Origin of the sequence: Ilumatobacter sp. (assembly GCF_046290335.1) — a bacterium.
GTDB lineage: Bacteria > Actinomycetota > Acidimicrobiia > Acidimicrobiales > Ilumatobacteraceae > Ilumatobacter_A.
On record NZ_JBKAGH010000002.1, the window covers coordinates 348,199 to 374,672 of the forward strand.

Sequence of the window (26,474 nt, forward strand, 5' to 3'; positions counted from 1 at the left end):
TCAGTCGCCGAGCAGCGAGTCGACACTCGCCTCGCCGTCGCGATAACGGCGCACCAACTCGGCCGACAGCGCGTCGAGTTCGTCGAAACGGGCCTTGCGATCGGCCGACACGCGACGCTCGAACTCACCGATCGCTTCGCTCAGCGCAGTGAGATCGTCGTCGCCGAGTTCGTCGAGGCGCCCGAATCCCAGTGTCGAACAGATCTGGTCGAGTTCGGCCGACAGGCGGTTGTCGCTCAGATCCTCGGCGGGACGCGGTGGCCGCGGCGGGCCGCCGGTGAGCTGGCGCGACAGCACGGCGGTGACGTCACTCACCTCGGCGCCGCTGTCACGTCGCTCGATCTCCGATTTCACCAGGTCGAGCCGGGCTTGCGCGACACGTCGCGCGTACGACACCACGTCGTCTTGTTGTTGGAGATCGGAGCGCAACGCCCGCAACTCGTCGAGACTCAGCGTGGTGGGGTCGGCGGTACCAGCGTCGGCGCCGGTGTTGTCGTCACTCATGTTGCTCCTCCCGAGACCGGCGGCAGAACCGCCAGCTCGTCGTTCGGTCCGATCGTCGCATCGGGGTCGGCATCGTTCCCGTTGACCCAGATCCGGCACGTGGTCAGCACGCTGCTGAAGTGCTCACCGTAACGCTCGACAGCGTTGCGGAGCACGTCATCGACCGTTGCGCCGTCGATCACGTCCGAACCCGTGCCGGCCGCCTCTCGGGCTGACGCGAAGAGTCGAACCTTGGCCACCCCGCCAATGTACAAGGGTGACCTGGTCCGCGGGCGACCTGCGCTGCACGCCCGTCGACCGGGACCACGACCGCGAGGTGCCGCATGACGGCCGCACACCGCGAGGCAGCGGTAGCCTCTCGCCTCTGTGGGCACCGCGAAACGTGAACGTCAAAAGGCCAATCGAGCACAACGCGAACAGGAGCTGGTCAAGGCTGCGTCTCGCGCTCGGGTCACTCGCATCGCCGTCATCGTCGTCGGCTCGATCGTCGCCGTGTTCGGCCTCGTCTTCCTCGCTGGTCAATTCCTCGGCGACGACGATTCCAGCAGCGACTCGGACGCCGCGGAGGAGCTCGACACGGAGACCGGCGGCGCGACGCAGGAGTCGACCGATGACGCCACCGGCGATTCCGTCGTCGACGACGTCGACACCGCGCCGGTGGTGACCGACCCGGCCGAACCCGTCGCCGTCCCGACCGTGGAAGTGAACGACGCCGAAGTGGTCCCCGACGGGTGTCCACCGATCACCGGTACCGACGAGCAGACCCAGACCTTCGACGAGGCGCCGCCGTTCTGCCTCGATCCGGAGATCGACTACACCGCCGTCATCACCACCAATCTCGGTGTGGTCGAAGTCGACCTCGACCAGCAGGCAGCGCCGAACACGGTCAACAGCTTCGTGTTCCTCGCCCGGAACAATTACTTCAACGACACCGTGTGTCATCGCATCATCCAGGACTTCGTCGTGCAGTGCGGCGACCCGACGGCCAGCGGAACCGGTGGGCCCGGCTACTCGACGCTCGACGAGCTCCCCCCGGCCGGTCAGTACCAGGTCGGTTCGCTCGCTATGGCGAACAGCGGCCCCGACACCCAGGGCAGCCAGTTCTTCATCATCACCGGCGACGCGGGCGTCGCGCTCCCGCCGGCGTACAGCCTCTTCGGACAGATCAGCGAGGAAGGTCTGGGCACGGTGACCGAGATGGACGCTCGCGGCTCACTCGACAGCAGCGGCACCCCGTCGGCACCGGTCGAGCTGATCGACGTGCAGATCGCCACCGCCTGATCACGCCTGATCCGCGGCCCGTTGACCGCGACCCTCGGCGCATGCGTCGATCAGTACGTCACTCAGGGCGTCAAGGCGTCGGCGAGTTCGGCGAGTTCGGCTGTTCCCACACCGATCGACGACACGTAGCCACGGATCGACCCGTGTTCGGCGATGAGGTCGGTCAGGATCTGGCGGATCGCGTCCGGATGCGCGGCGAGCATGAACGACGGTGTCTCACCCATCTGCGAGGCCATCTCCGGGTGGTTGGCGAGGACCCATGCCCGCATGCGATCCATCGCTGCGCCGGTCAACGCGTAGTCGGCGATGATCGCCTCCTCCGACACGCCCAGTGCCCCGAGGATCAACGCTGCGAGGATTCCGGTGCGATCCTTGCCGGCAGCGCAGTGGAACACGGCAGGAGCCGCACCCGGCAGCGTCAGGAGATGGAGCGCCATCGCGAAGCGATCGCCGCCCCGTTCGAGCATGTCGCGGTACGCCCAGACGAGGAAGTCGATGGAGCCACCTTCGTCGTCGGGGAAGTCCGGTACTTCGTCACGCATCCAGGTCGCGTCGATGATCGGCAGGTGATGGAAGTCGGCGGGATACTTCTCGACCGGAAAGCGGCCGTGCTCGTCGAGTTCCTGTCCTGTACGCAGGTCGATGACGGTGCGCACCCCGAGTGCGTCGAGCACACCGAGATCGTCGCTCGTGAGCCGCTGGAGTCCGTCGGCGCGGAACAGTCGACCCCATGCGATCGTGCGGCCGTCGGCGATTCGATAGCCACCGAGGTCACGGAAGTTGTGGACCGCGCTCAGCGGAATCACGCGGCGCGCATCGTCGACCACCGCCAACTCGGACGTGAGGATCGCCTCGGAGTTCGGGCCGGTCACGGTCGTTTCGTTCGTCACGGTCGTGGAAGTCGTCACGGTCGTCATGGCCCGGACCGTAACGATCGAGGGTCACGGTGAGGTGAAATCGCGGTGAACGACGGCCGGTGATGCGTCACACGACCGGCTGCGACAGGGTGCGATGCAGTCGCGAAGCCCGGCGAGCGTGTCGCCGCGCTCACGGTCGTCGCAGCTCGTCGACCATCGGGTCGGAGGACCGATCGGTCTGGTGGATCGCGCGGAACAGCAGGTGCACCGCCATCGGCAGCGTCAACACGAGCGCCCCCGACGCGACGGCGAGTTGTGCCGCACCCGACCAGCCGAGCTCGATCCCGGCCCCGATCGACAACACGAGGAACGCCACCGGGCTCGCCTTGCCAGCGGCGTGGATGCGTGCGTACGGGGTCGAGAACCGCAGCAGCCCGATCGCCGCCATCACGACGATCCCGACGCCCATGAGAATGAAGACGGACGAGATCGGGTTCACGACGCCGACTCCGCTTCATCTGGCGCGTCGATGGGGCCCTTGTGTTCCATGAATCGGGTCGTGGCCACCGTGGCCGTGAACCCGATGATCGCGATGACGATCAGCAGGTTCAGCCAGGTCGTGTCCTCACGATTGGCGCCATCGATCGCGATCCCCGCCATCAGCGCGATGAGCGCCAGGTCGAGCGCGATGATCCGGTCGGCGAGCGTGGGCCCGATGAGCAGCCGCCAGAGCGCGGCGAAGCCGGCGAAGACGAGCCCGGCGAACGCGAAGTGAACGGGCGTCACGGTGTTGCTCCTTGCTTGGGCGGCACCGGGCCGTCGTCGAAGTCGGCCGGAGCACCCTGGGCGTGCGGCAGCGCTCGGTTGGCCACCTCGGCGATGGTTCGGACGTGCTCGATGACCGAGTCGACGCGGTCTGCGTGCAGGACGTGCAGGTAGATGATCGTCGCATCGGACTCCGAGGCGACGACCGCCGTGCCGGGCGTGACGGTGATCGCGACGAACAGCAACAGCAGGTGATGTTCGCTCCCCTTCGGAATGGGCACCGCCACGATCGCTTCGTCGGTGTGGTCGGTCGGTGTCAGGACCTCGCGCACCACCGTGACGGTGGAGGCCACGAGGTCGACCGACACCAGCCAGAGCAGTCGGAGCAGCGGCAGGATGCGCACGCCACCACGCGTGTCGCTTCGCACGCCGACGGCCAACGAGGCGCTCGAGACCAGCAGCCCCGATGCCACGTTGGCCACGCTGAACGCCCGCCACAACGCACACCAGGCAGCGGTGAGGAGGACGACCGTGATGGCGCGCCGGACGGTGACGGTACGACGCAGATCGACACGCGTGGAACTCATGGCTCGGCCACCTCCGACGCGTCGCCGCTCGGGTCGAGGACGGCGGCGATGTACACGTCGCCGTCGAGCAGTTCCGTCGCCGCCCGCTCGCTCATGTCCCACAGCGGGCCGGAGAGCACGGCGATCACCATCGTGAGCACGGTCGCTGCGCCCGCCGCCATCGACATCGTCCTCCAGGAACCCCGCGACCGGATCACGGCAGGCTCGGTGTCGACGTCGTCCGACGCTCGATCGTCCACGCCCCAGAAGATCCCCATCCAGATCTTCGCCATCGACAGCAACGTGAGCACGCTGCACACGAGCGCCACGACCACGATCGCCACCGATGCCTGTGCGACGCCGGCATCGATCAACGCGAGTTTCGCGACGAACCCCGAGAACGGGGGCAGCCCGGCGAGGCTCAGCGCTGGCAGCGCGAACATCGCGGCGACCCACGGTCGAGAAGAAACGAGCCCACTCATACGATCGAGAGCAGAGGTTCCCCGATCGCTCTCGACCAACGCGCCGACGAGGAACAGCACGGTCTTCACGGGGATCTGGTGGACGAGGAAGATGATCGCACCGGCGATCCCGGCGACGGAGAAAAGTCCCAGCCCCATCAACATGTACCCGATCTGGCTCACGATGTGGAACGACAAGATGCGCTTCATGTCGTCTTGAGCGAGCGCGCCGGCCACGCCGACGAGCATCGTGAACCCGGCGAGGATCAAGATGATCGGCCCGAGGTCGTCCATCCCGGTCAGCACGTGGAAGCGGATCATCACGTACACGCCGATCTTGGTGAGCAACCCGGCGAACACCGCCGTGATCGTGGTCGGCGCGGTCGGATAGCTGTCGGGGAGCCAGGAGAACAGCGGGAACATCGCCGCTTTGGTACCGAACACGACCAGGAACCACAGTCCGATGCCCCAACGGACTCCGTCGCTCAGCTCGGGAATCCGCTCGGCCAACTCGGCCAGGTTCACCGTGCCGGTCGCCGTGTACACGAACGCCACGCCGAAGAGGAACATCGTCGAGGCAAACAGGTTGATGACCACGTAGGTCATGCCGGACTGGACCTGGCCCGCTCGACCCTGGTGGGTCAACAGTACGTAGCTGGCGACCAGCATCAACTCGAAGGCGACGAAGAGGGTGAAGAGGTCACCGGTCAGCGTCGACAGGGCGACACCCGCCGTGAGGACCAGCAGCATCGGGCCGACGATCGTGGGGTCGGCGCCGAGCCGACTCCCGCGTTGGCCCATCGCGAAGATCTCGACGAGCAAGATGGTGACCATGGCAACGGCGAGCACGAGGACCGCGAACATGTCGGCGACCAGGACGATGCCCAGATCGGGTGACCAGTCGCCGACGCGCACGACGACGGATCCGTTCGCCTCGACGTGGACCAGGAGGACGAACGACATCACCGACACGGCGATGATGGTCCCCATCGTCACGATGTCGCGGAGGAGTCCGTGGCGGCGGACGCCGAGCGACACCATCGCCGAGAAGAGCGGCAGGCCGACCACGAGTGCGACGAGGTTGCTCACGACGGGCCGTCCTCGTCTGCCTGGACCGCTCGACCCGAGCCCTCGCCGACAGCATCGCCGTCACCGGCGGAACGAGACGCTCGGGTGGTCGCGATCCGGCGATCCTCGATGTCGTCCTCGACCAGATCGTTGCCGGTCACCTTCTGCTGCCGCCGGGCAAGGGCGAGCAAGAACAGTGTGAGACCGAACGAGATGACGATCGCCGTCAGCGAGAGCGCCTGCGGGAGTGGGTTGGACGAATCGGCAGGTTCGGTTCGATCGACGAGCGGCGGATCGCCCGCCGGGCCACCCGCGGTGATCAGCGCGAGCACCGCTGCGTGGCCGAGCAGCGCGAAGCCCAACACGATGCGCGAGAGCACGCGAGACGTGGCCAGGTAGGTGCCGATCCCGGTGAGGGCACCGACGACGAGGATCATCGACAGACTCACGACGCATCCTCCCCAGCCGTGACGGTCGCCGACGTTTCCGGTGCGCCGTCAGGGCGGATCCGAGCGGACTCGTGCGGCTCGTCGAGTTCGACGGCGCCGAGCCCGTCGACGAGCGCGACGACCAAGCCGACCACGATGAACGAGACGCCGAGGTCGAACACGAGCGCCGTGCCGGCCTTGACCTTGCCAAGGAGCGGTAGCTCGCGCTCGACGACCACCATGTCGAGGAGCGGTTGACCGGCCAGCATCGGTGTGAGCGCAACGGCGCCAGCGATGACGCCACCGATCGCGAGGATCAATGCCGAGTTGCGCGGGAACGACAACCCGACGACGGACCGCAGCGCGACCACGGCACCGAAGACCAGCCCGGCCGCGAACCCTCCACCCGGCTGGTTGTGCCCGGAGAAGAACAGCATCACGCCGACGACGACCGCAAGGGGGCTCGCCATGCGGATACCGCTGCGTACGACCATCGAACGTGGAGCGATCATGCTGCTTCCTCCACTTCTTCACCGGTACGGGCCCGAGCCAGCGACACCACACCCACCGCCACGGCGACGAGCACGACGATCTCGCCGAGCGTGTCGAGCGCGCGCATGTCCGTCAGGATCACGTTGACGATGTTGTTGCCGCCGCCCTCGGCGGCCGCCTCGACCGAGAAACGCTCGAGCGGCGGCTGACCGGTCGGCCGCGAGGCGCTGGCGGCCAGACCGACCGCCACCGCAACGCCGATCAACGTGGACGCTGCGATGCGGACCGAACGCCACAGCTGGCTCGTCACGGGGAAGTCACGGCTGAGGTGTCCGAGACCGATGACGAAGCCGACGACGACGACCGTCTCCACGAGCAGTTGTGTGAGCGCGAGATCGGGTGCCCCCTCGACGACGAACAGCCCGGCCACACCGAAGCCGACCGAACCGAGTCCGAGTGCGGCGCCCAAGCGACTGCGCACCAAGACGGTTCCCGCGGCAGCGAGCACGACGAGCACGCCGATCAAGCCTTGGAGTGGATGATCCCAGAGTTCGAGCGCGTGGAGGTCGATGACGCCCGCGAAGGGCGTCGCTGCGAGGCCGACCACGATGGTCGTCGTGACCATGTAGGCCGGCAGTGATCCGTGCTGCACGCGAGCGGCGATGCGACGCGCCGCGACGAGGGTGAGGTCGACGATGCCGTCGGCCGCGTCGGCACCGATGGGACGCGGCACCCGGTCGAGCTGTCGGGCCAGCGGGATCCCGAGCACGATGCCGACCGCCACGATGATGATCGAGAGCACGAACGCCGTCTTGAGCCCCGGCCAGCGGATGAGGCTGTACACGACCGCGTCGGGATCGACGAGCACGACGGCGTCGCGCACCAGGTCGCCGACGAGTCCGAGCATGACGAAGCCGGCAACGCTGCACGCAGCGAGCAGGCCGGTGACGACCGAGATCGCCGGTCGGCGTCGGGTCACCGTGACCCCGTCGGCACGCACCGGGCCACCGAACGCAGCGACCAGGAATCGCGTCGTGTACGCCACCGTCAGGATCGAACCGCCGACGACACCGACCAGCAGCACGACCCGTTCCGCGCCGTCGAGTGCCAACGCGGCCTCGATCGCCGCTTCCTTGGCCGGGAATCCGAGCAATGGCGGCACACCGGCCATCGACGCACCGGAGACCAGCGCGACGATGAACGCCACGGGCATCGTGCGCCACAACCCCGACAGTTCGCGCACGTCACGAGTGCCGGTGCGCACGTCGATCTCACCGACCACCATGAACAACGCGGCCTTGAACACTGCGTGCGCGACCAGGATCGAGACGGCGGCAAAGGTCGCCTTGGGCGAGCCGAGCGACAGCAAGGCGATCATCAAGCCGAGCTGCGACACGGTGCCCCACGCCAGGATGAGTTTGGCGTCGACGTGACGAAGCGCGCCGATCGCACCCCAGACCATCGTGAGCAAGCCGAAGGTGAGGCCGAGCGGCGTCCACGGCCCGGTCTCGGCGAACGCGGGCTGCATGAACAACACGACGATCACACCGGCCTTGACCATCGTCGCCGAGTGCAGATACGCGCTGACTGGCGTCGGCGCAGCCATCGCTCCCGGCAGCCAGACGTGGAACGGCACCTGCGCCGACTTCGTCGCGGCCGCGATCAAGACCAACACGCCGGCCAGAGCGGCACCTGTGCCCGTCGAAGGTTGCACGTCGCGCAGCGACGTCGACGCGCCGTCGGCGTACACCAGCAGGCCGGCGAGCAGCACCAGCCCACCCGATGCGGTGATCAGCAGCGCTCGACGCGCCGAGGTTCGTGCCGACGGATCGACGTGCTTGTGTCCGACGAGGAGGAACGACGTGATCGAGGTCAGCTCCCAGAAGACGAAGAGTGTCCAGACCGAGTCGGCCCAGACGAGACCGACCATCGCCGTCGAGAACGACAGCAGCGTCGCGGCGAAACGGGCGAGGCCGGCCGATGTCGCTCCGAAGTAGCCCATCGAGTACACGAACACGAGCACACCGATGCCCGAGACGATGATCGAGAGCAGCCCAGACAGTGCGTCGACACGGAACGCGAACTCGAGGTCGAGACCACTCACCCACGACAGCGACGCCGTCGCTGGCTCACCGGACCGCAGGACCCCGATCGACCAGATCGTGGTTGCCAGCGACGGGACGGCGGCGATCACGAAAACGCTTCGTCGCAGGTCGACGAACGGCTGCACCACCAGGATCGCAGCGACCGCCGCGACGTGGAGGAGGAGCAGTACCCAGATCACGTGGGCAACGTACAGTTCACCCAATTCAAATACAACTCAATAGCTACGATATGTTGTACCTATTCACCGCACGCCGCTCCTCCACGGCGTAGCCTGACCACCAACGCAACCCGACCGACGGGCCACGCATCGCTGGCTTGGCTCAGCCCGCCCCAACGCGAACCGCGAACCATGTCGTGGGTATCGATTTTCGAATAGCTATTTTTGAACATAGCTGTTACGTTGGAGTCATGGCACAGCCGACAGGAACCGATGCCACGCTCTCGGCCGTCGATCGTCCGGCCGTCGATCCCGCGTCGTGGCGGACCAGTCCCACCGAGCGTCTCGGCGAGCTCGAACGATCCTGCAACGAACTCTGGACGGTCGAACCGCACGTGGCGACCGGCGAACGCAGCCGCCTCCTTCGCCAACTCGACGATCTCGAGCGGCGCATCACCTCCCACACATTGCAGCTCGTCGTCGACCCCAACCTCGACACCGAGATCGACGATTCGCTGTGCCGGTGCGAACGACGGCTGTCAGCGCTTCGCCTCGCGTGGGGTCTGACGGATTGACGGCATCAGCAGGCCACGGCGCCACACCCCAGCGGCGCCACCGCCACGTTTCTCACGGAGCATCGAAATGTCCACACTCGAACACAGCACCCCGGATCGGTTCGGTCTGAGCGACATGTTGACCGACCCACAACTCGAGATGCCACCGTGGACCTTCCTCACCAATCACGCCCACGTGTTGCTGGCCATCAGCCACGACCCGGAGCTCCGTCAGCGTGACATCGCCCACGTCGTCGGCATCACCCCCGGCGCGGTCGTTCGAATCCTCCACGATCTGGAGGAGAACGGCTACGTCACCGCCGAACGGATCGGCCGCCGCAACCGCTACGAGATCAACACCTCGGTCAAGTTGCGCCACCCGCTCGAGGCCGACCACACCGTCGGCGACCTGATCGCCTCCCTCCGCGACTGAACGAGCGACAGAGTGGGTCAGACCCACTCTGTCGCTCACCCGCGTCCGACGGTCTGGACCTCGTCGACGTCGTAATCGAACGCGACCGTCTGCGTATGCGACAACACCCCCGACCCCGACGACGAAACCCACGGCAACACCCACTCCGAAGAAATCGACAACACAAAGCCCACCCCCGCCGGTGACGGCTGCCGATACGTGTACCCACACACCGGCGACGCCTCCACCGTGTCGAGATCGACGATCGGATCACCCACACCCCCGCAACGAACCCGGTCACCATTACCCATATCGAACACCGACTCGGTGTGGACCGCCACGATCGACACCCAACGCGGACCCGCCTCGGCCGTCAACCGAACCGGCACCGCGGGCGGCTCGATCGCCAACCACAACCCGACATTGACGATCCCACCAACCTCCACCCCCGGACTCACGTCGGGAGCGGGCACCGGAAGCCGACCACGCATCAACGCCTCGATCTCCTCCAACAACACCGCATCATCGGTATCCAGCGCCACGTACACGAAATCCACCGCAGCACCGGGGCAATAAACACCGTAGAACCCATGGGCGATCACCTCACCCCCCTGACGCCACAGCACACTCGTCGGCTCCGCTCGTCGGATCTGCTCACGACGCTCCGCCTCCGCCCGCCGCACCACCTCGACCTCATAGGCCTCCGTCGCCGCACGGTGCGCCTCGAGCTCCTCGAGCGTCGGCTCACGACCCGACGGAAGGTCAGGCACGACCGGAAGCGGCAACGGATCCACGTCGACGGTGATATCGAGAAAGTCCTCGTACTCCCCCGTACTGAACCGCCGCCACGAACACCGCGGACCACCCGACCCACCCTCGGTCACCACCACCCCATTGAACCGCGCCCGCACCTCGAACGTCCCACCCGAATCCACCACCACCGGAGCCGGCTGGGGTGCGGGGCTGGTGTCAGTCGTGTTCCCTCCCGCGCCAAAGGCCGACCCGGCGGAGAGCAAGAGCCACGCCAGTGATGCGGCGGCTACGAACCGCAAGATCCGCCTCCCGATTCAACTGCGACCGTCTCGCCGCCTGAAAGGCGCCAAACACCATCGACACTGACCACTGTGCTGACGTTGGTATAGCGAAGTACCTCATCATTGACAGGTGTACCCGTCCCGTCGACGAGAACTGCCGCATCGACCCGACACGCCAGCACTCGTACCTGTCCAGGCGACGATTCGACGATCTCCAGCACACTGTTCGACGAATCGACAGCCGGATTTGGCTGAAGCGTCCATCCGTTGAGCGCCCACTCTCGATAGAAGCCCTGCGTAATCTCAAGTGAGGCGTCGATGAAGTAGTCCGCCAGCGCTGCGAGCGATCCAGGATCCCCAGGCGCTGCTCCACCTGCGATGAACACCCGCTCGCCTTCGTTGAGGTCTGCTTCGATGTCGAGGCGGAGGTCTTCCAGAGTGGTCGTCGGCGGCGGCTCGGTGGTACTCGTCGTGCTGGTGGTCGACGGGCTGGGGGACGTGGTCGTCGTCGCGACGACGGAAGACTCGACCACGATCGACTCGATCGACTCGGTCGGCTCCAACGGCGCCGCCGGAGCGTCGCCATCGCCGCCCGAACACGCGGACGCGACCACAGCAGCAGACACGACGACCCCGACACCCCACCGGCCAGTCATCGGGAGGACATTACCAGGACGCTCCACACCGTCTCAGCGGGTGACAGAAGCTGCCAACCGGAAAACGACAGAGTGGGTCAGACCCACACTGTCGCTCACCGCCCTGACGCCAACACACACTCGTCGGCGCCGCCAACGGATCTGGTCGCAACGCTCCACCTCAGCGCGACGCTCCACCTCCGCCTCGTACACATCGGTCGCACTCGTGCCGACAGCGCGAATGACTGATCGAAACCCACTCACAGCGTGCCGGTCGCGAGCAACGCTACCGAACCGACCGTCCGTGGTCGGCGGGTGACGAGATCGATCGGCACCGACGACCGTGGGCCCGGTTTTCATGAACTTACCCACCGGTAACTATGTTGCGGCCATGAGCGAAACCAGCGTGATCACCAGCGCCGCCGACATCACCTGTGTCGGCATCATCGGCTCGGGCATCATGGGTGCCGGCCTCGTCGAAGTCGCAGCCCGGTCCGGGCGCAGTGTCGTGCTGCGGTCCCGGACCCTGGAGGGGGCCGAGGCCGCCGTCTCCAAGCTCGAGAGCGGGCTCGCTCGGCAGGTCGACAAGGGTCGCCTCGATGCCGACGAACGCGATGCCATCCTCGCTCGAATCTCCACCACGGCCGATCTCGCCGATCTCGCCGACTGCGACCTCGTGCTCGAGTCGGTCGTCGAAGACCTCGCGATCAAGAAGGATCTCTTCCGCGACCTCGACGCGATCGTGAAGCCCGGAGCGATCCTCGCGACGAACACGTCGACGCTGCCCGTCGTGGAACTCGCGATGGTCACCTCGCGTCCGGATGCGGTCGTCGGCATCCACTTCTTCAACCCGGCGCCGATGATGAAACTCGTCGAGGTCATTCGTCCGATCACCGCCGCCGACGCCGCGGTATCGACAGCGATCCAGTTCGCCGAGGCCTGCGGCAAGGACGCAGTCGAAGTCGTCGACCGGGCCGGCTTCATCGTCAATGCGCTGCTGTTCCCCTACTTGAACAACGCCGTGAAGATGTGGGAGCAGGGCACGGCGTCGATCGATGCCATCGACGTCGCGATGCAAGGCGGGTGCAACTTCCCGATGGGGCCGTTCGCGCTGCTCGACCTCGTCGGCCTCGACACGTCGGTCTCCATCCTCGAAGCGTTGTACGACGAGTTCCGCGAACCGAACTTCGCACCCGCCACCACGCTGAAGCGCATGGTCGTCGCCGGCCACCTCGGCCGCAAGACCGGTCGAGGATTCCGGACGTACTGAAGACCACCGCGCCCGGCAGGGCCGCGTCGCAGTGTCCGGAGCGTGGGCGCTGACGGTTCGCGCGACCACACTGGGGTGATGCACGTCGAGCGACCGCGGATCGTCCCACCGCCGTCGCAGTTCCTGTTGCCGGACCCGGCGCTCGCCGAGCCCGGCAACGACGTGATCGCGATCGGCGCCGACCTCGAACCGGGCACGTTGCTCACCGCGTACGCCACCGGTCTGTTCCCGATGCCCGTCGACCCGGGCCGTCGCCGCAGCAAGATCGCCTGGTACTCGCCCGACCCGCGCGGCATCATCCCGATCGATGGGCTGCACGTGAGCCGATCGCTGCGGCGAGCGATTCCGAAGTTCGACATCCGAATCGACACCCGCTTCGCCGACGTCGTCCTCGCATGCGGCGATCCACACCGAGAGGGCCGCTGGATCACCCAGGCGATCGTCGACGCGTACACGACGCTGCACCAGTTGGGGTGGGCCCATTCGGTCGAGGTGTTTCGCGACGACGAACTCGTCGGCGGGTTGTACGGGGTGCGCATCAGCGGCCTGTTCGCCGGCGAATCGATGTTCCATCACCTCACCGACGCGTCGAAGGTCGCGCTCGTCGGCTGCATCGATTGGCTGCGTGCGACCGACGCCACGCTGTTCGACGTGCAGTGGACGACCCCCCACCTGCGCTCGCTCGGCGCAGTCGACGTCTCGCGCACCGACTACCTCCGCTCACTCCGCGAGGCCATCGCCGCCCGGTGAGCCGCAGCTCCCTCGGCGCGATCGGCAGGACAACCCGTCCCCGGAACGCAGAGAGCGGCGAGCATGATGCTCGCCGCTCTCCGGCGTCCGTCGCCGGTCGGATCCGCCATCCGACCGGCGTGGTTCCCGCCAAAGGGAAACCATTCCCGAAAGCGACAGGGAAGGGGAGGAACCGATCGCTTCGGGTGGCTGGTATGTCCTGTCTCCGGTGGCCCGGGGACATGTAGTTCTTCGGCGCGTCTCGTGGCGACTTGAGGATTTCTTTCCGCGACGGCGAGACTTTCCAGATGAGCGCAACCAGTGCCGACTCCGCCAGCGACCCGACGGCTTCGGCCGCGTCGTCCTCGACGTCACCACCGGCCCCTCTGCGGCCCCGCGACCGGCCGTGGATGATGCGTACCTACTCGGGCCACTCGACCGCACAAGCGTCCAACGAGTTGTACCGAACCAACTTGTCCAAGGGACAGACCGGTCTCTCGATCGCGTTCGACCTGCCGACCCAGACGGGGTACGACCCCGACGATCCGATGTCTCGCGGTGAGGTCGGCAAGGTCGGGGTGCCCGTCGCTCATCTCGGCGACATGCGCACGCTGCTCGACCAGATCCCTCCCGGGCAGATGAACACCTCGATGACCATCAACGCGACCGCTGCGTGGCTGCTGGCCTTGTACGTCGCGAACGCCGACGAACAGGGCACGTCGCCAGACGAACTACGCGGCACGACCCAGAACGACATCGTCAAGGAGTACCTGTCACGCGGTACCTACATCTTCCCGCCAGCCGAGTCGCGGCGCCTGATCGTCGACATGGTCGCCTGGTGCGCCGAGCACGCACCGAAGTGGAACCCGATCAACGTCTGCTCGTACCACCTCCAAGAGGTCGGAGCGACGCCGGTGCAGGAGATCGCGTACTCGTTCGCGACGGCCATCGGCGTGCTCGACGCGGTGCGCGATTCCGGACAGGTCAGCGACGAGAAGTTCTCGCAGGTGTTCGGCTCGATCTCGTTCTTCGTCAACGCCGGCATCCGCTTCGTGGAGGAGATCTGCAAGCTGCGTGCGATGACCGAGATGTGGGCCGATCTCGGACGTGACCGCTACGGCGTCACCGACGACAAGGCGCTGCGTTTCCGCTACGGCGTGCAGGTGAACTCGCTCGGGCTCACCGAAGCACAGCCGGAGAACAACGTGCAGCGCATCGTGCTCGAGATGCTCGCCGTCACGATGTCGAAGAACGCACGGGCCCGCTCGGTCCAGCTGCCAGCCTGGAACGAGGCGCTCGGGTTGCCACGCCCTTGGGATCAGCAGTGGTCGTTGCGAATGCAGCAGGTGCTCGCCTTCGAAACGGACCTCCTCGAGTACGGCGACCTCTTCGACGGCTCGCATGTCATCGAGTCGCGCACCGCCGAACTCCGGGGCGAGGCCCAGGCCGAACTGGACGACGTGCTCGCCCAGGGTGGTGCGTTCGAGGCCGTCGAGGTCCTCAAGTCGCGCCTCGTCTCCTCGATGGCGACCCGCACCCGCCGCATCGAATCCGGTGAACAGACGGTCGTCGGGGTCAACGACTTCGTCGAGACCGCGGAGTCACCGCTCGGCGGTGAGAACAACATCCTCAAGGTCGATCACGCCGTCGAGCAACAGGTCATCGACTCGTTGCAGGTGTGGCGCTCCCAGCGCGACCAGGCCGCTGTCGATGCGGCGCTCGCCGAGTTGCGACGCGTGGCGGAGTCCGACGACAACGTGATGCCCGCGTCGATCGCCCTGGCCAAGGCGGGCGGCACGACCGGCGAATGGGGCACCGTGATGCGCGAGGTGTTCGGGGAATACCGCGCCCCGACCGGGGTCAGTGGAGCGCCCGGCTCGGTGGCCGGACTGGCCGACGTCGCCGAGTTCGTCCGATCGATCCCGGGGGGCCCGCCGAAGTTCCTCGTCGCCAAGCCCGGCCTCGACGGCCACTCGTCGGGCGCCGAGCAGATCGCTGTCGCCGCGCGAGATTCGGGAATGGAAGTCGTCTACTCCGGGATCCGACTCACCCCCGAGCAGATCGCCGCGTCCGCACGAGACGAAGACCCCGACGTGATCGGCCTGTCGATCCTGTCCGGCTCGCACCTCCAACTCGTGCCGGATGTGCTCGAGCATCTCCAGGCAATGGGTGTCGACATCCCCGTCGTGGTCGGCGGCATCATCCCCGAAGACGACCGGCCGCGACTCGCCGAACTCGGCATCGCCCGCGTGTATACCCCGAAGGACTTCGAGATCGCCAAGATCATGCGCGACATCGCCGAACTCGCCGTCGCCCACCGCGCCTGACTCGACGGCATCGCTGCAGCTTCCGTCGTCGAGGGTCTCGGTCGAGCGGTTGTCGGGCACAATGGAGGTGTGCCGACGACGCTGGAACCCGTACAGGTCGAGGAGCCCGACCTCGACGACGACGCCGCTGTCGACCGACCGTGGATCGTGTTGGTCTGGAACGACCCCATCAACCTGATGAGTTACGTCACGCACGTGTTCCAGAAACTGTTCGGACACTCACTCGAGAAGGCCACCGAGTTGATGCTCGACGTCCACCACAAGGGCCGAGCCGTCGTGGCGTCGGGGAGTCGCGAAGAGTGCGAGATGCACGTGTTCCGCCTCCACGAGCACAGCCTCTGGGCGACGATGGAACACGACACGTGACCCGTCGCTTCAAGCCACCCGTGTTCGCGACGACCAAACAGGGAACCACCGAGTGGACGATCAACCTCGGGGACGACGAACGAGCGATCATCGTCCGCCTGCTCGGCGAACTCCGTGCGCTGCTGACCTCCGACGACCAGTCGTCGCCGCTTCTGCAACGCCTGTTTCCGCCCGCCTTCCTCGATGACCCCGACAAGGAAGCCGAGTACCAGCGGCTCATGCGCGAGGAGTTGGTCGCCAGCCGCGTCGCACAGATCGACACCGTCACCGACTATCTGCGCCCCGGACACGCCGCCACCCTCGACGAGTCGGGCATCAACGCGTTCCTGCAATCGATCAACGCCGTACGTGTCGTCCTCGGCACGCTGCTCGACGTCGGCGAAGACGACGACCCGAGCGACGACGAGATGACGCCCGAACATCAGCTCTACGCGTTCCTGTCCTGGCTCCTCGACTGGACGGTCCGGTCGCTCTCGACCTGACACACCGACTCCACACGTCAGGTGCGGAACAGATGGTCGGCGATCTGGCGGAGCCCGTCGATGTCGTGCACGTCTCGGTCGAGCAAGGGGAGCACCGCGACCGGAGCCGGCTCGGTGAGCTCCACGAGCGGGGCGAGCGCATCCAGCTCCGCGGCGCGCATCGCGTCGAGGTCGAGCAGGTTCGACATCAACGCGAGGAGGCGCGGGTCGAGCTCGTTCGCGGCGACGGCCTCGCGCACGGCGTCGAGGTCGACCCCTGCGGCGACGTCCGGGTGAACGCGGTTGACGATCGCCGCCGAGACACCGACACCCTGGTCGAGCAGTTGGCGGGCGAACCACACCGCCTCGGTGATCGTGTCGTTGCGTGGTGATGCCACGACGACGAACGACGTTCGCTCCGCTCGGAGCAGCGCGATGACCTCGTCGGCCCGTTCACGGAACCCGGTCTCCATACCCGCGAACGCCTGGAAGAACGCCAGCGCATCGGTCAGCACGTCCGATCCGACGACTTTGCCGATCGCCTTGAAGATCGGCTGCGCCGCCGCGCCGATGAACTTGAGGCCGCTGCGCGTCGGCAACATCGCCAGCTTGAAAACGCGATGGTCGAGAAAACGTGACAGCACGCCGGGCGCATCGAGGAAGTCGAGTGCGTTGCGACTCGGCGGTGTGTCGACGATGACGAGATCGAAGCGGTCGTCAAAGTGCAGCGCGTGCAGCGTTTCGGCTGCCATGTACTCCTGCGTACCGCTCATCGCGCCGGCCATGTTCCGGTAGAAGCGGTTGGTCAGGATCCGCTCGACCTGTTCCTCGTCGTCGGCGTAGCGCTTCACCAACCCGTCGAACGTCGCCGCGGTGTCGAGCATCATCGCCCACAGCTCGCCACTCGGCGCGTCGCCGGACACCACGCCGTCAGCGATGTCGACTCGCTGAGGCTCCGACGACAGACCGTCACGCAGACCGAGCGCATCAGCCAACCGGCGCGCCGGGTCGATCGTGACCACGACGACGCGACGCCCCAAGCTCGCCGCCTCCAGTCCGAGCACGGCCGCGGTCGTCGTCTTGCCGACCCCGCCGGAGCCGCAACACACGACGACATCGGATCCGTGCACCACGTCGACGACCGTCATGTGCCGATCTCGTCGTCGATCAAGCCGTCGGCCAGCGCGTCGATGTCGTCAGCGGTGAGCCCGGCGCGAGCGGCCACCGTTCCGAGATGGATCTGACGCAACGGCAGCCCGGTGGCGAGGCGGTCGATCGCCTCGCGTTCCATCGCACGTCTCGATTGTCGGTAGGCCGCGGCGTACTCGAGCGCGTGCGCCTCGTCCGGCGGGCGATCGCGCAGTACCTCGGCGCGCTCGTCGGCGCCGGGGAGCGCGGCCCCGACGTCGACCGCGTTGACGACGACCGGACCCAACCCGATGCCGACCTGCTCCTCGAGCGCGAACGCGGTCTCGATCGTCTCGTTGACCGGCGTCGTCTCGGGAAGCGTGACCAGAACCGCGACGCACCGATCGGGGTCGCCCAACAACTCGAGCACGTCGTCGGCTTGCGCCTTGACCGGCCCACCCCTCGCTGCCTGCCCGAGCGCCGCCGCTGATGTGAGAAACGTCACGGCGTGGCCCGCAGCCGGACCGTCGACCACGATGAGGTCGTACTCGCCGGTGAGATCGAGCGCCTTGATCTTGCCGAGCACCACGACATCGTCGATGCCGGGGGCCGCGGTTCCGACCATGTCGATCACTCCGGTTCGATTGAGACGCTTGGCGATCCGCTTGAACCCGTGATCATTGAGGTACTCCTCGAGGGCTTCGGGAGCCGACAGATGCATCACGGTGAGGTCGTGACCGGGCCGGGCCGGGAGCATCTCGTCGATCGTGGGTTTGCCGTCGAGTTCGACGACCAACACCCGACGGCCGTCGGCGGCTGCCGCACGAGCCAGAACGGCCGTTACCGTGGTCTTCCCAACTCCGCCCTTGCCCGCGACCACGACCACTCTGGCGGCGGTCAAGGACTGCAGCGGACTCTCGTTTCCCGGAGGCACTTTTGCGCAGACTAGCGATCGCCCTGCTCGCATCCTTGGCGGCGTTCTCATTGTTCGGTCAACCCGCTGGCGCGCAATCCGACGACGCAGCCGCCGATCCAGCCGCGACTTCGCTGCCGTCGGTCGACGTCCTCCAGGTCAGCGGGCTCTTCGACGACATTCTGATCGACTCGATCAACGACGCGATCGAGCGCGCCGACCGCGACAACGCTCAGGCACTCATCTTGCAGGTCAACTCTCGCGGCACGGTCGTCGACGACGAAACGCTCGCACAGTTGCTCACCGACGTCGCCGAGGCCCCCGTGCCCATCGCCATCTGGGTCGGGCCGACCGGCGCCCGCTTCTACGGCAAGTCGGCGCAGCTGTTGGCGGTGGCCGACGTCACGGGCATGGCACCCGGCGCCCGCGTCGGCCACATCGGCGTACCGCTGTCGCCAGCCGGCATCGACGTCGACTTCAGTGGAGCGGTCGAAGACGCCCTGCGCACCGACTCGGTCGGGTTGAGCGAAGCGCGAGCGCTCCAGGTGTTCACCGAGATCAACGACGAAGGTGTGCCGACGATCACGAGCATGGTGCAGGTCCTCGACGGTCGTGAGGTCGACGGGGCCGTTCTCGAAACGACCGAGTTCGTCGTGCTCGACAACGGCCAGGGACGCAACGACACGACGGCGACCGTCCGCTTCGCAAAGCTCGATCTGGTGCAGCAGTTGTTCCACACGGTGGCGAGCCCTCCGGTCGCCTACCTGCTGCTGCTGACCGGTCTCGCGTTGCTGATCTTCGAGTTCTTCACCGCCGGCGTCGGCGTCGCGGGCGCGGTCGGCGCCGTGTGCGTGGTGTTGGCGTCGAGCGGCCTGGCGGTTCTCCCGACTCGCCCGTGGGCATTGGCGGTGATCGGTCTCGCGATGCTCGCGTTCGCCGTCGACGTCCAGGTGGGAATACCGAGATTCTGGACCGGTGTCGGCATCGTCGGCACCATCATCGGCAGTTGGTTTCTCTTCGAGAATCTGCCCGGCACCTCGCTGCGCCCGTCGTGGATCGCGCTGTTCACCGGCGTCGGCGGAATCGCCCTGACCTTCATCGTCGGCATGCCCAACATGGTCCGCACGCGCTTCGCCACGCCGACCATCGGCCGCGAATGGATGATCGGCGAGGAGGGCACCGCCATCTCCGCGATCGACCCCGACGGTGTCGTCGAGGTGGGAGCAGGTCGCTGGCAGGCTCGGACGAATCGGGCGACGCCCGTGGCGCTGGGCGACACGGTGCGCGTCGCGGCGATCGACGGCGTGACGCTCGAAGTCGAGCCCCTCGAAGGTGCCGCCAAGGACTACCGCGAGATGCGTGGCAAACGAGGCGCCACCGACGAATTCGTCGCCGAGCCGGTCACTGAGCCGGTCACTGAGTAGGTCGCTGAGTAGGTCACTGAGTCGGTCACTGAGCAACCGGCCGGAGAGCGCTCCGGGCAACCCGCCAGCTCGCCGACTGAGGAGCCGACGAGCCGTCGGCAAACCGGCGGATTTCGTCGGCGAAACACCGTCGTCACCGTCTGGTGATCCGGTGTTCATGCAGCGTGTCGGTTGTGCACACGTGATGGCGACATCCTGACACCAGGTCTTGACCAGCACCTCACGGGCTCTTACTCTCGGCTGCAGGCGAAGGCAGAGAGGGCCCGACGAATGAGCAGCTTGGCACGACGAGACCCCGACGACTGGCAGTCCGCGGCGGCCTGTCAGGGAAAGATGGGGGTGGCGTTCTACCCACCGATGACCCCGGAAGGAAAGAACGCCAAGATCGCCCGCGAGGCCCGGGCCAAGGCGATCTGTACCGATTGTCCGGTGCGACTCGAGTGTCTCCGCCACGCGATCGACATCGACGAGCGTTACGGCATCTGGGGTGGTCTCAACTACGACGACCGTCGACGGCTCATCGAGACGAGTTCAGCCGAGTCGGCCAGCGCGTCATGACCCGCACGGCGTAACCAGCACGTCCCGCTCACGATGGGCGACAGTGGTTCTCGCTCCGGCGACGGCCGGGCCCGAGCATCTCTCAGCGTAGAGGCACGCGCGGGCCGGCGATGCGCAGATCGTCGCGGCGACGTGTGACCCCGCGTTTGTCGAGTTCGGCGACCAGCGGGAGCGCGAACTTGCGACTGGCGCCGGTGGCATCGCGGAACTGCGCCACCGTGAACCCGGCCGGATCGCGATCGAGCAGATCGGCTGCGACCGACGCCGCATCGTCGATGGTCGCCGAGTGGAACACGATGCCGTCCGTCTGCACGATGTGACCCCTCCGTGTCATCTCGCGGAGGTCGTTGCGGTCGACGTCGGCCGCCGACGGCGGGGCGAACCCGCCGTCGAGCAACGCCTGCAAGAACGGGTGGTCGGCGTACGGATCGACGGCGTCCGCGGGAAGCACCAGTCCGGCGTCGACGACGACGTCGTCCATCGTCTCGATCGCAGCGCGTTCGCGCTCGTCGAAGACCGCGATGTCGACGCCGGTCGGGCCCGCATCGTCGAGCCGCGCTCGCACACCGGCAACCGTCGCAGCGAGCGCCTCGGTGGTCGTGACCCAGACGCCCAGCGTCGCCGGCATACGCTCGCCGGTCAGGAGTTCGAGTTCGTCGACGCTCACCCACTCGCGTTCGGCGACGACCCGTTCGATCGAACGATCGGGCTGGGCTTGCGATGCGCGCCGCACCGGCGCCACATCGAGGATCTCACCGCCACCGATCGTCTCGTCACGCCCCGACTCGCGCAAGATGTAGCGGTCGCCGGGAAGTAGCGGGAGGCGGGTCGGCAGGAACAGCCGCACCGCACCCGACGAGCCCGGGCCGAGCGCCTCGGTGCCGAGGATCCGCATCTTCACCGCGTGCTCGCCTGCACCGATGTAGGCCACGTACGCGCCGCGACGCGACACGTCGTGATCGAGCGACCGCAGCACGTCGAGCGACGCATCGACACGTTCGGTCAGGTGCCACTGGCCGGGCAGCACGATCGCATGCCCACGCCGGAGTTCGTCATGGTCGACGCCGCTCAGGTTCACCGCGACGCGGGTGCCCGGGCCGATGTCGTCGACGGTGCGGCCCGCGGTCTGAAGGCTGCGGATGCGCGCGTCGTGCTCGCCGGGCTCGACCCGAACCAGCGAGTCGGCGGCGAACGAGCCGCCCACGAGGGTCCCGGTGACGACCGTGCCACTGCCCTTCGCGGCGAAGACGCGATCGACCCACAGACGTGGGCGACGACGATCGTCGGCGGTATCGCTCCGCTCGATCATCTCGTCGATGGCCGCACGCATCTCGTCGAGTCCGATCCCGGCCGTCGCAGCGACGTGCACCACCGGCGCGCCCTCGAGGAACGTTCCGGCCACCCGGTCGGCGACGTCCATCTCGGCGATCTCACGGATGTCGTCGTCGACGAGATCGACCTTCGTCAGCGCCACCACGCCGTGCCGGATCCCGAGCAACTCGAGGATTCTGAGGTGTTCTTCGGACTGCGGCTTCCAGCCCTCGGTGGCGGCGACGACGAACACACAGGCGCTCACCCCTCCGACACCGGCGAGCATGTTGCGCAGGAACCGCACGTGCCCGGGCACATCGATGAAGCTGAGCTCGGCGCCCGATGGCAGGGTCGTGTGAGCGAACCCGAGATCGATCGTGAGACCGCGTCGCTTCTCCTCCTCGAAACGGTCGGGGTCGGTGCCGGTCAGCGCCAGCACCAGCGATGACTTGCCGTGGTCGACGTGTCCGGCCGTCGCAATGACCGTCACGCGCCGAGCACCCGCCCCAACTCGACGACCAGCACCTCGTGATCCTCCGGCTCGACGGCACGCAGGTCGAGGAACGTTCGATGGTCGCGAGAACGCGCGATGATCGGCGGCGTGGAGGCTCGCAGCGCGTCGAGCACGTCACGCTCGACCACGAGTCCCGCGGACGGCATCGTCACCCCAGGAGCCGAACCCGCACCGGGCAGTGCGTCCATCCGTTCGACGCCGACGAGTCCGTCGGCCACCCCGAACTCCGCCAGGAGACGCTCCACGACCCGCTCGGCGCTCGCTTCGAGTTCGCCGACCGAACGCGACACCATCCGCCAGAACGCGAGGTCGGTCGCCGCACGCTTGTCGAGGTAGGTGAGCGCCGTGTCCTGCAACGAGCGCAACACGAGTCCGCCCGGTCGGAGTGCTCGTGCGAGCGGATGGCGAGCGCAGCGATCGACGAGATCGGCTCGACCGGCGATGATCCCGGCTTGCGGTCCGCCGAGCAGCTTGTCGCCGGAGAACGTGATGATGTCGGCTCCGTCGGCGATGGCCTGCACTGCGGCGGGTTCCCCAGCCAGCCACGCCGGTGGGGCCCCGCGCAGCCACGGCGCGTTCGCGTCGAGCAGACCGCTGCCGATGTCGGCCATGACCGGGACGCCGAGCGTCGCGAGTTCGGCGATCGTGGTCTCCTCGACGAACCCGTCGACGCGGTAGTTGCTCGGATGGACCTTCATCACGAGCGCGACATCGGCGCCCGGCCGTTCGACCGCCCGGCGATAGTCGTCGAGTCGTGTCCGGTTCGTGGTGCCGACGTCGATGAGGCGACACCCCGACTGTTCCATCACCTCCGGCACGCGGAACGACCCGCCGATCTCGACACTCTCGCCGCGACTCACCGGGACCTCACGTCCCGCCGCCAGCGCCGCGAGCACCAACAGCACGGCACCGGCGTTGTTGTTCACGACCATCGCCGACTCGGCACCGCACAGCTTGGCGAACAGTTGGCCGACGGCTCGCTGCCGAGATCCGCGTTCGCCGGTCTCCAGATCGAACTCGACGGTTTGCGCACGAGCGGGTTGCGCGTGCGCCAGCGGCGCACGACCGAGATTCGTGTGCAGCAGCACACCCGTTGCGTTGATCACGTCGGTGAGCAACGAGCGACGCCGGGTCTCGGCCAGTGCCGCTGCGCGATCAGGAGCGCCGGCGGCGATCGCCGCCCGGGCCACTTCGACGCACAACGGATGCGGCAGCCCACTCGGTGCAAGTGACCTGGCCAACGCATCGACCGATGGGGGCCGCTGCGACGGCACGCGGTCAGGTTGCTCAGCGTCGGGTTGTGTCACAACATCCACCTGCTCGTCGCACCCCAACGCATCGGGCAAGCATACGGTCGTCGTCGATCCAGAGACCGCCGAGAACGGCCCGACCCCTCCCCGCTACCATCGCCGAACGTGGCCGTGCACATTCCCATCGTCCGACTCGATCCCGATCTCCCGGTGCCCCGCTACGCCCACGACGGCGACGCCGGGATGGACCTGTTCGCCCGCGAGTCGCTCGTCCTACCGGCAGGCGGCGGGCGCGCACTGATGCCGACCGGCATCTCGATCGCGATCCCGCGTGGCTACGGCGGATTCGTCCTCCCGCGCAGTGGCCTCGCTCTCAAGCACGGGATCACCGTCGTCAACGCCCCCGGCCTGATCGACAGTGCGTACCGCGGCGAGATCAAGGTGATCCTCGCCAACACCGACCCACACGTCGACTACCGCGTCGAGCGAGGCGATCGCATCGCACAATTGACGATCCAGGCCGTCGCCGAAGTCGAATGGGTCGAGTCCGACGACCTCGACGGCGATGACCGCGGCGGGGGCTTCGGCCACTCCGGTCGCTGACCTGATCGACACACAGCGGCGGGGTCAGCGCCAGCCGTCACCGAATCCGACGTCGTCGAGCAGCGAACGCCACACGATCGTGCGCGGGTCGGAGTTCGCGAATCGAGCGTCGAGTTGTTCGACGGTCTGCGGCCGGTCGAAGTAGTAGCCCTGCACGAGATCGCAGCCGTAACTCTCGAGGATGGCGAGTTGCTCCACCCGCTCGACGCCTTCGGCGGTCACGGTCATGTCGAGGTCGGCAGCGAGGTTGATCGTCGACCGCACGATGATCGTGTCGCTCGCTCGACGTCCGAGGCCGGCCACGAACGATCGGTCGATCTTCAACCCGGTGAGCGGCAGGCTCTGCAGGTGCGCGAGCGATGAGAAGCCGGTCCCGAAGTCGTCCAGATCGACGGCGATACCCATCAGGCGCAGATCGCGCACGGTCGCCTCGGCCCGGTCGGGATGCTGGAGCAGACCGGTCTCGGTGAGTTCCAGAGTGAGCCGTTTGGGGTCGATGCCGGTGGCGGCGACGACCCCCTTGGCATACGTCGCGAACGTCGGATCGACCGCGCTCGCCGCAGAGATGTTCGCGCTGATGCCGACTCGGATACCGTGCTCGGTCTCCCACCTGACGTTCTCGCGGCACGCCGCCTCGACGACCCAACGGTCGAGTTCGAGGATCAGCCCCGTCTCCTCGGCGACCGGCAAGAACCGGTCGGGGGTCATCAATCCGTCGACCGGATGCTGCCAACGGACGAGGGCTTCACACCCTCGAATCGTTCTCGTCGGCACATCGATGATGGGCTGATACATCAGGACCAAGTGGCCGAGTGCGATGGCGTCACGGAGTTCGGCCTCGACTCGCCGATCGCGCAACAGCCGTTCACGCAGGTCGTTGTCGAAGATCTCGACGCGACCACGGCCGGCTCGCTTCGCCTGATACATCGCAGCGTCCGCCTCGGACAGCATCGCCTCGGCGGTCTTGTCGCCGGCGATCGACATCGAGATGCCGATGCTCGCTCCGGTCACGAGATGCTGACCATTGATCGCCAGCGGCTCGGCCAACGCTCGGCTGAATCGCTCGGCGATCGGGAACACTTCGCCGATCCCGTCAACGTCTTCGACCAGCACGACGAACTCGTCCCCGCCTTGTCGACCAACGGTGTCGCTCGCGCGCGCCACCTCTTCCATGCGGCAGCCGACGGCCCGAAGCAATTCGTCGCCGGCATCGCGGCCCAGGCTGTCGTTGACGAACTTGAACTGGTCGAGGTCGACGAAGAGCACGCCGACGGCCCGATCGTGGCGGGCTGAGCGCGCCAGTGCCATGTCGACGCGGTCGCGCAGTAGCTCACTGTTCGGAAGGCCCGTGAGTGCATCGTGGGTCGCCTGATGCGCGAGTCGACGCTCGAGTTCGCGTCGCTCCGTCACGTCGCGTCCGTTGACCACGATGCCTCGCACGACCGGGTGATCGAGGAGGTTCACCAGCCGCAGCTCGGTCCATTGGTACCCGCTGGTGGTCTGCAGACGCACGGTGAGTTCCTCGGTCGACGATGGCCCACCGGCGATGACGTTCGACCAGGCCGCCTGCCATCTCGTCCGATCGTCGAGGTGGACGAAGTCCATGCTCGATCGGCCGATGGACTGATTCGGACTCGACGCCGCTGCAGCGGTCGAGGACCGCTGCTTGAAGACGACGACGCCGTGTTCGTTCAGCACGTGCACCGAGTCGAGGCTGTTCGAGGCGAGGGCGACGAGCAGGCGACTCTGTTCGTCGCGCAGGCGGGTCGCCTCTGCTCGGTCGATGGCATGGTGGACGACCCGGCGCAGCAGACCGCTTCCGAGCGACCACGGAGGAATCACATCGTCGGCTCCGGCCTCCATCAATGCCTCGATCACCGGCTCCGTCACCGCCGCTGTCAACCGTTCGGTCGACGCCGAGGCGCCGCTCGCATCGCGGATGGTGTCATGCGCCGCGATGACGACGACGGGGGACTCCGTGCGCATCTGGCGGAGCTGTTCGAGCGTGCCGGCGACCGAGCCGATGCCGAGGAGGACGAGATCGTGATCGGTCGTGGTGAGGTCCCGCTCGAGGAGTTGTTCCGGCGACCATCGGGTCACGTGCAGCATCTCGTCGCCGAGGAACTCCGTCGCGACCAACCGTGCGGTGACGTCGTCGTCGACGGCGAGCAGGATGCGCAGCGTTCTGGGTGCAGGCAAGTGACCTCTCTGCGCAATGCTGCTCCCGTTCGGCATAGGAGGTCTATCGGTCAGCGCCGAAACGACCTTGATCGGAAACGTCATCGTCCTCCTCGCCGCTG

The 26,474-nt window shown here is 67.1% G+C and carries 28 protein-coding genes; 11 read left to right on the forward strand and 17 right to left on the reverse strand.

What is annotated here, in order from left to right:
- Entirely contained in the window at window positions 1-504 is a 504-nt protein-coding gene (locus ACE37B_RS10130) for a hypothetical protein (protein ID WP_409923206.1), read from the reverse strand.
- Window positions 501-743 carry a MoaD/ThiS family protein gene (locus ACE37B_RS10135; RefSeq protein WP_409923207.1) on the reverse strand — a complete coding sequence of 81 codons (243 nt, stop codon included), beginning with the start codon at window positions 741-743 and terminating at the stop codon, window positions 501-503. Before ACE37B_RS10135 ends, ACE37B_RS10130 begins: the two co-directional genes overlap by 4 nt.
- Window positions 744-870: 127 nt before the next feature.
- On the opposite strand from ACE37B_RS10135, the gene ACE37B_RS10140 reads away from it, so the two are divergent.
- A complete protein-coding gene (locus ACE37B_RS10140) occupies window positions 871-1,785 on the forward strand; it encodes a peptidylprolyl isomerase (protein ID WP_409923208.1) in 915 nt (304 codons plus the stop codon).
- A 62-nt stretch (window positions 1,786-1,847) separates the two neighbouring features.
- Here ACE37B_RS10140 and ACE37B_RS10145 read toward each other — a convergent pair whose 3' ends face one another.
- From ACE37B_RS10145 to mbhE, 8 genes are all read right to left on the reverse strand, one after another.
- Window positions 1,848-2,702, reverse strand: a complete 855-nt coding sequence (locus tag ACE37B_RS10145) for a tyrosine-protein phosphatase (RefSeq protein ID WP_409923209.1) — start codon at window positions 2,700-2,702, stop codon at window positions 1,848-1,850.
- Window positions 2,703-2,832: 130 nt separating this feature from the next.
- Window positions 2,833-3,141 (reverse strand): cation:proton antiporter, encoded by a 309-nt coding sequence (locus tag ACE37B_RS10150; RefSeq protein ID WP_409923210.1) that lies wholly within the window; start codon window positions 3,139-3,141, stop codon window positions 2,833-2,835.
- The gene (locus ACE37B_RS10155; protein WP_409923211.1) at window positions 3,138-3,428 is read right to left on the reverse strand and encodes a monovalent cation/H+ antiporter complex subunit F; all 291 of its coding nucleotides are present in this window, start codon (window positions 3,426-3,428) and stop codon (window positions 3,138-3,140) included. Before ACE37B_RS10155 ends, ACE37B_RS10150 begins: the two co-directional genes overlap by 4 nt.
- Entirely contained in the window at window positions 3,425-3,994 is a 570-nt protein-coding gene (locus tag ACE37B_RS10160) for a Na+/H+ antiporter subunit E (protein WP_409923212.1), read from the reverse strand. The genes ACE37B_RS10155 and ACE37B_RS10160 overlap by 4 nt, the downstream gene beginning before the upstream one ends.
- Complete coding sequence (locus tag ACE37B_RS10165; protein WP_409923213.1) at window positions 3,991-5,523, reverse strand: proton-conducting transporter membrane subunit; 1,533 nt, start codon at window positions 5,521-5,523, stop codon at window positions 3,991-3,993. The genes ACE37B_RS10160 and ACE37B_RS10165 overlap by 4 nt, the downstream gene beginning before the upstream one ends.
- Complete coding sequence (locus tag ACE37B_RS10170) at window positions 5,520-5,951, reverse strand: sodium:proton antiporter (RefSeq protein ID WP_409923214.1); 432 nt, start codon at window positions 5,949-5,951, stop codon at window positions 5,520-5,522. The genes ACE37B_RS10165 and ACE37B_RS10170 overlap by 4 nt, the downstream gene beginning before the upstream one ends.
- Window positions 5,948-6,442, reverse strand: a complete 495-nt coding sequence (locus tag ACE37B_RS10175) for an MnhB domain-containing protein (protein WP_409923215.1) — start codon at window positions 6,440-6,442, stop codon at window positions 5,948-5,950. Before ACE37B_RS10175 ends, ACE37B_RS10170 begins: the two co-directional genes overlap by 4 nt.
- The gene (gene mbhE / locus ACE37B_RS10180; protein ID WP_409923216.1) at window positions 6,439-8,706 is read right to left on the reverse strand and encodes a hydrogen gas-evolving membrane-bound hydrogenase subunit E; all 2,268 of its coding nucleotides are present in this window, start codon (window positions 8,704-8,706) and stop codon (window positions 6,439-6,441) included. Before mbhE ends, ACE37B_RS10175 begins: the two co-directional genes overlap by 4 nt.
- Before the next feature lie 230 nt (window positions 8,707-8,936).
- Between mbhE and ACE37B_RS10185 the strand changes: the two genes are divergently transcribed.
- A complete protein-coding gene (locus ACE37B_RS10185) occupies window positions 8,937-9,260 on the forward strand; it encodes a hypothetical protein (RefSeq protein WP_409923217.1) in 324 nt (107 codons plus the stop codon).
- 115 nt (window positions 9,261-9,375) lie between these two features.
- The gene (locus ACE37B_RS10190; protein WP_409923666.1) at window positions 9,376-9,672 is read left to right on the forward strand and encodes a helix-turn-helix transcriptional regulator; all 297 of its coding nucleotides are present in this window, start codon (window positions 9,376-9,378) and stop codon (window positions 9,670-9,672) included.
- 35 nt (window positions 9,673-9,707) lie between these two features.
- Here the strand turns inward: ACE37B_RS10190 and ACE37B_RS10195 are convergent, their stop codons facing one another.
- Together ACE37B_RS10195 and ACE37B_RS10200 are read right to left on the reverse strand one after the other, a co-directional pair.
- On the reverse strand, window positions 9,708-10,586 hold the full coding sequence (locus tag ACE37B_RS10195) for a hypothetical protein (RefSeq protein ID WP_409923218.1): 879 nt from the start codon (window positions 10,584-10,586) through the stop codon (window positions 9,708-9,710).
- A 104-nt stretch (window positions 10,587-10,690) separates the two neighbouring features.
- Window positions 10,691-11,341: a hypothetical protein gene (locus tag ACE37B_RS10200; protein WP_409923219.1), complete on the reverse strand. Its 651-nt coding sequence runs from the start codon at window positions 11,339-11,341 to the stop codon at window positions 10,691-10,693.
- A 370-nt stretch (window positions 11,342-11,711) separates the two neighbouring features.
- On the opposite strand from ACE37B_RS10200, the gene ACE37B_RS10205 reads away from it, so the two are divergent.
- The 5 genes from ACE37B_RS10205 to ACE37B_RS10225 all read left to right on the forward strand — a co-directional run bounded on the left by ACE37B_RS10205 (window position 11,712) and on the right by ACE37B_RS10225 (window position 16,494).
- Window positions 11,712-12,590 (forward strand): 3-hydroxyacyl-CoA dehydrogenase family protein, encoded by an 879-nt coding sequence (locus ACE37B_RS10205; RefSeq protein ID WP_409923220.1) that lies wholly within the window; start codon window positions 11,712-11,714, stop codon window positions 12,588-12,590.
- A 78-nt stretch (window positions 12,591-12,668) separates the two neighbouring features.
- Window positions 12,669-13,340 carry a leucyl/phenylalanyl-tRNA--protein transferase gene (aat, locus tag ACE37B_RS10210; RefSeq protein WP_409923221.1) on the forward strand — a complete coding sequence of 224 codons (672 nt, stop codon included), beginning with the start codon at window positions 12,669-12,671 and terminating at the stop codon, window positions 13,338-13,340.
- A 287-nt stretch (window positions 13,341-13,627) separates the two neighbouring features.
- Window positions 13,628-15,646: a protein meaA gene (locus ACE37B_RS10215; protein WP_409923222.1), complete on the forward strand. Its 2,019-nt coding sequence runs from the start codon at window positions 13,628-13,630 to the stop codon at window positions 15,644-15,646.
- Window positions 15,647-15,715: 69 nt separating this feature from the next.
- A complete protein-coding gene (gene clpS / locus ACE37B_RS10220; RefSeq protein ID WP_409923223.1) occupies window positions 15,716-16,012 on the forward strand; it encodes an ATP-dependent Clp protease adapter ClpS in 297 nt (98 codons plus the stop codon).
- Window positions 16,009-16,494 carry a DUF2017 family protein gene (locus tag ACE37B_RS10225; RefSeq protein ID WP_409923224.1) on the forward strand — a complete coding sequence of 162 codons (486 nt, stop codon included), beginning with the start codon at window positions 16,009-16,011 and terminating at the stop codon, window positions 16,492-16,494. The genes clpS and ACE37B_RS10225 overlap by 4 nt, the downstream gene beginning before the upstream one ends.
- Window positions 16,495-16,511: 17 nt before the next feature.
- Here the strand turns inward: ACE37B_RS10225 and ACE37B_RS10230 are convergent, their stop codons facing one another.
- The gene (locus tag ACE37B_RS10230) at window positions 16,512-17,621 is read right to left on the reverse strand and encodes an ArsA family ATPase (protein ID WP_409923225.1); all 1,110 of its coding nucleotides are present in this window, start codon (window positions 17,619-17,621) and stop codon (window positions 16,512-16,514) included.
- Window positions 17,618-18,502 carry an ArsA-related P-loop ATPase gene (locus tag ACE37B_RS10235; RefSeq protein WP_409923226.1) on the reverse strand — a complete coding sequence of 295 codons (885 nt, stop codon included), beginning with the start codon at window positions 18,500-18,502 and terminating at the stop codon, window positions 17,618-17,620. Before ACE37B_RS10235 ends, ACE37B_RS10230 begins: the two co-directional genes overlap by 4 nt.
- Window positions 18,503-18,570: 68 nt before the next feature.
- Between ACE37B_RS10235 and ACE37B_RS10240 the strand changes: the two genes are divergently transcribed.
- The gene (locus tag ACE37B_RS10240; RefSeq protein ID WP_409923227.1) at window positions 18,571-19,938 is read left to right on the forward strand and encodes an NfeD family protein; all 1,368 of its coding nucleotides are present in this window, start codon (window positions 18,571-18,573) and stop codon (window positions 19,936-19,938) included.
- A 270-nt stretch (window positions 19,939-20,208) separates the two neighbouring features.
- Window positions 20,209-20,496 (forward strand): WhiB family transcriptional regulator, encoded by a 288-nt coding sequence (locus ACE37B_RS10245; protein WP_409923228.1) that lies wholly within the window; start codon window positions 20,209-20,211, stop codon window positions 20,494-20,496.
- Between the two features lie 82 nt (window positions 20,497-20,578).
- Here ACE37B_RS10245 and selB read toward each other — a convergent pair whose 3' ends face one another.
- Complete coding sequence (gene selB / locus ACE37B_RS10250) at window positions 20,579-22,297, reverse strand: selenocysteine-specific translation elongation factor (protein ID WP_409923229.1); 1,719 nt, start codon at window positions 22,295-22,297, stop codon at window positions 20,579-20,581.
- Window positions 22,294-23,595 carry an L-seryl-tRNA(Sec) selenium transferase gene (gene selA, locus ACE37B_RS10255; RefSeq protein WP_409923230.1) on the reverse strand — a complete coding sequence of 434 codons (1,302 nt, stop codon included), beginning with the start codon at window positions 23,593-23,595 and terminating at the stop codon, window positions 22,294-22,296. Before selA ends, selB begins: the two co-directional genes overlap by 4 nt.
- A gap of 141 nt (window positions 23,596-23,736) precedes the next feature.
- On the opposite strand from selA, the gene dut reads away from it, so the two are divergent.
- Window positions 23,737-24,174: a dUTP diphosphatase gene (gene dut, locus ACE37B_RS10260; protein WP_409923231.1), complete on the forward strand. Its 438-nt coding sequence runs from the start codon at window positions 23,737-23,739 to the stop codon at window positions 24,172-24,174.
- Window positions 24,175-24,198: 24 nt separating this feature from the next.
- Here the strand turns inward: dut and ACE37B_RS10265 are convergent, their stop codons facing one another.
- Window positions 24,199-26,373: a putative bifunctional diguanylate cyclase/phosphodiesterase gene (locus tag ACE37B_RS10265; RefSeq protein WP_409923232.1), complete on the reverse strand. Its 2,175-nt coding sequence runs from the start codon at window positions 26,371-26,373 to the stop codon at window positions 24,199-24,201.
- Window positions 26,374-26,474 lie beyond the last annotated feature (101 nt).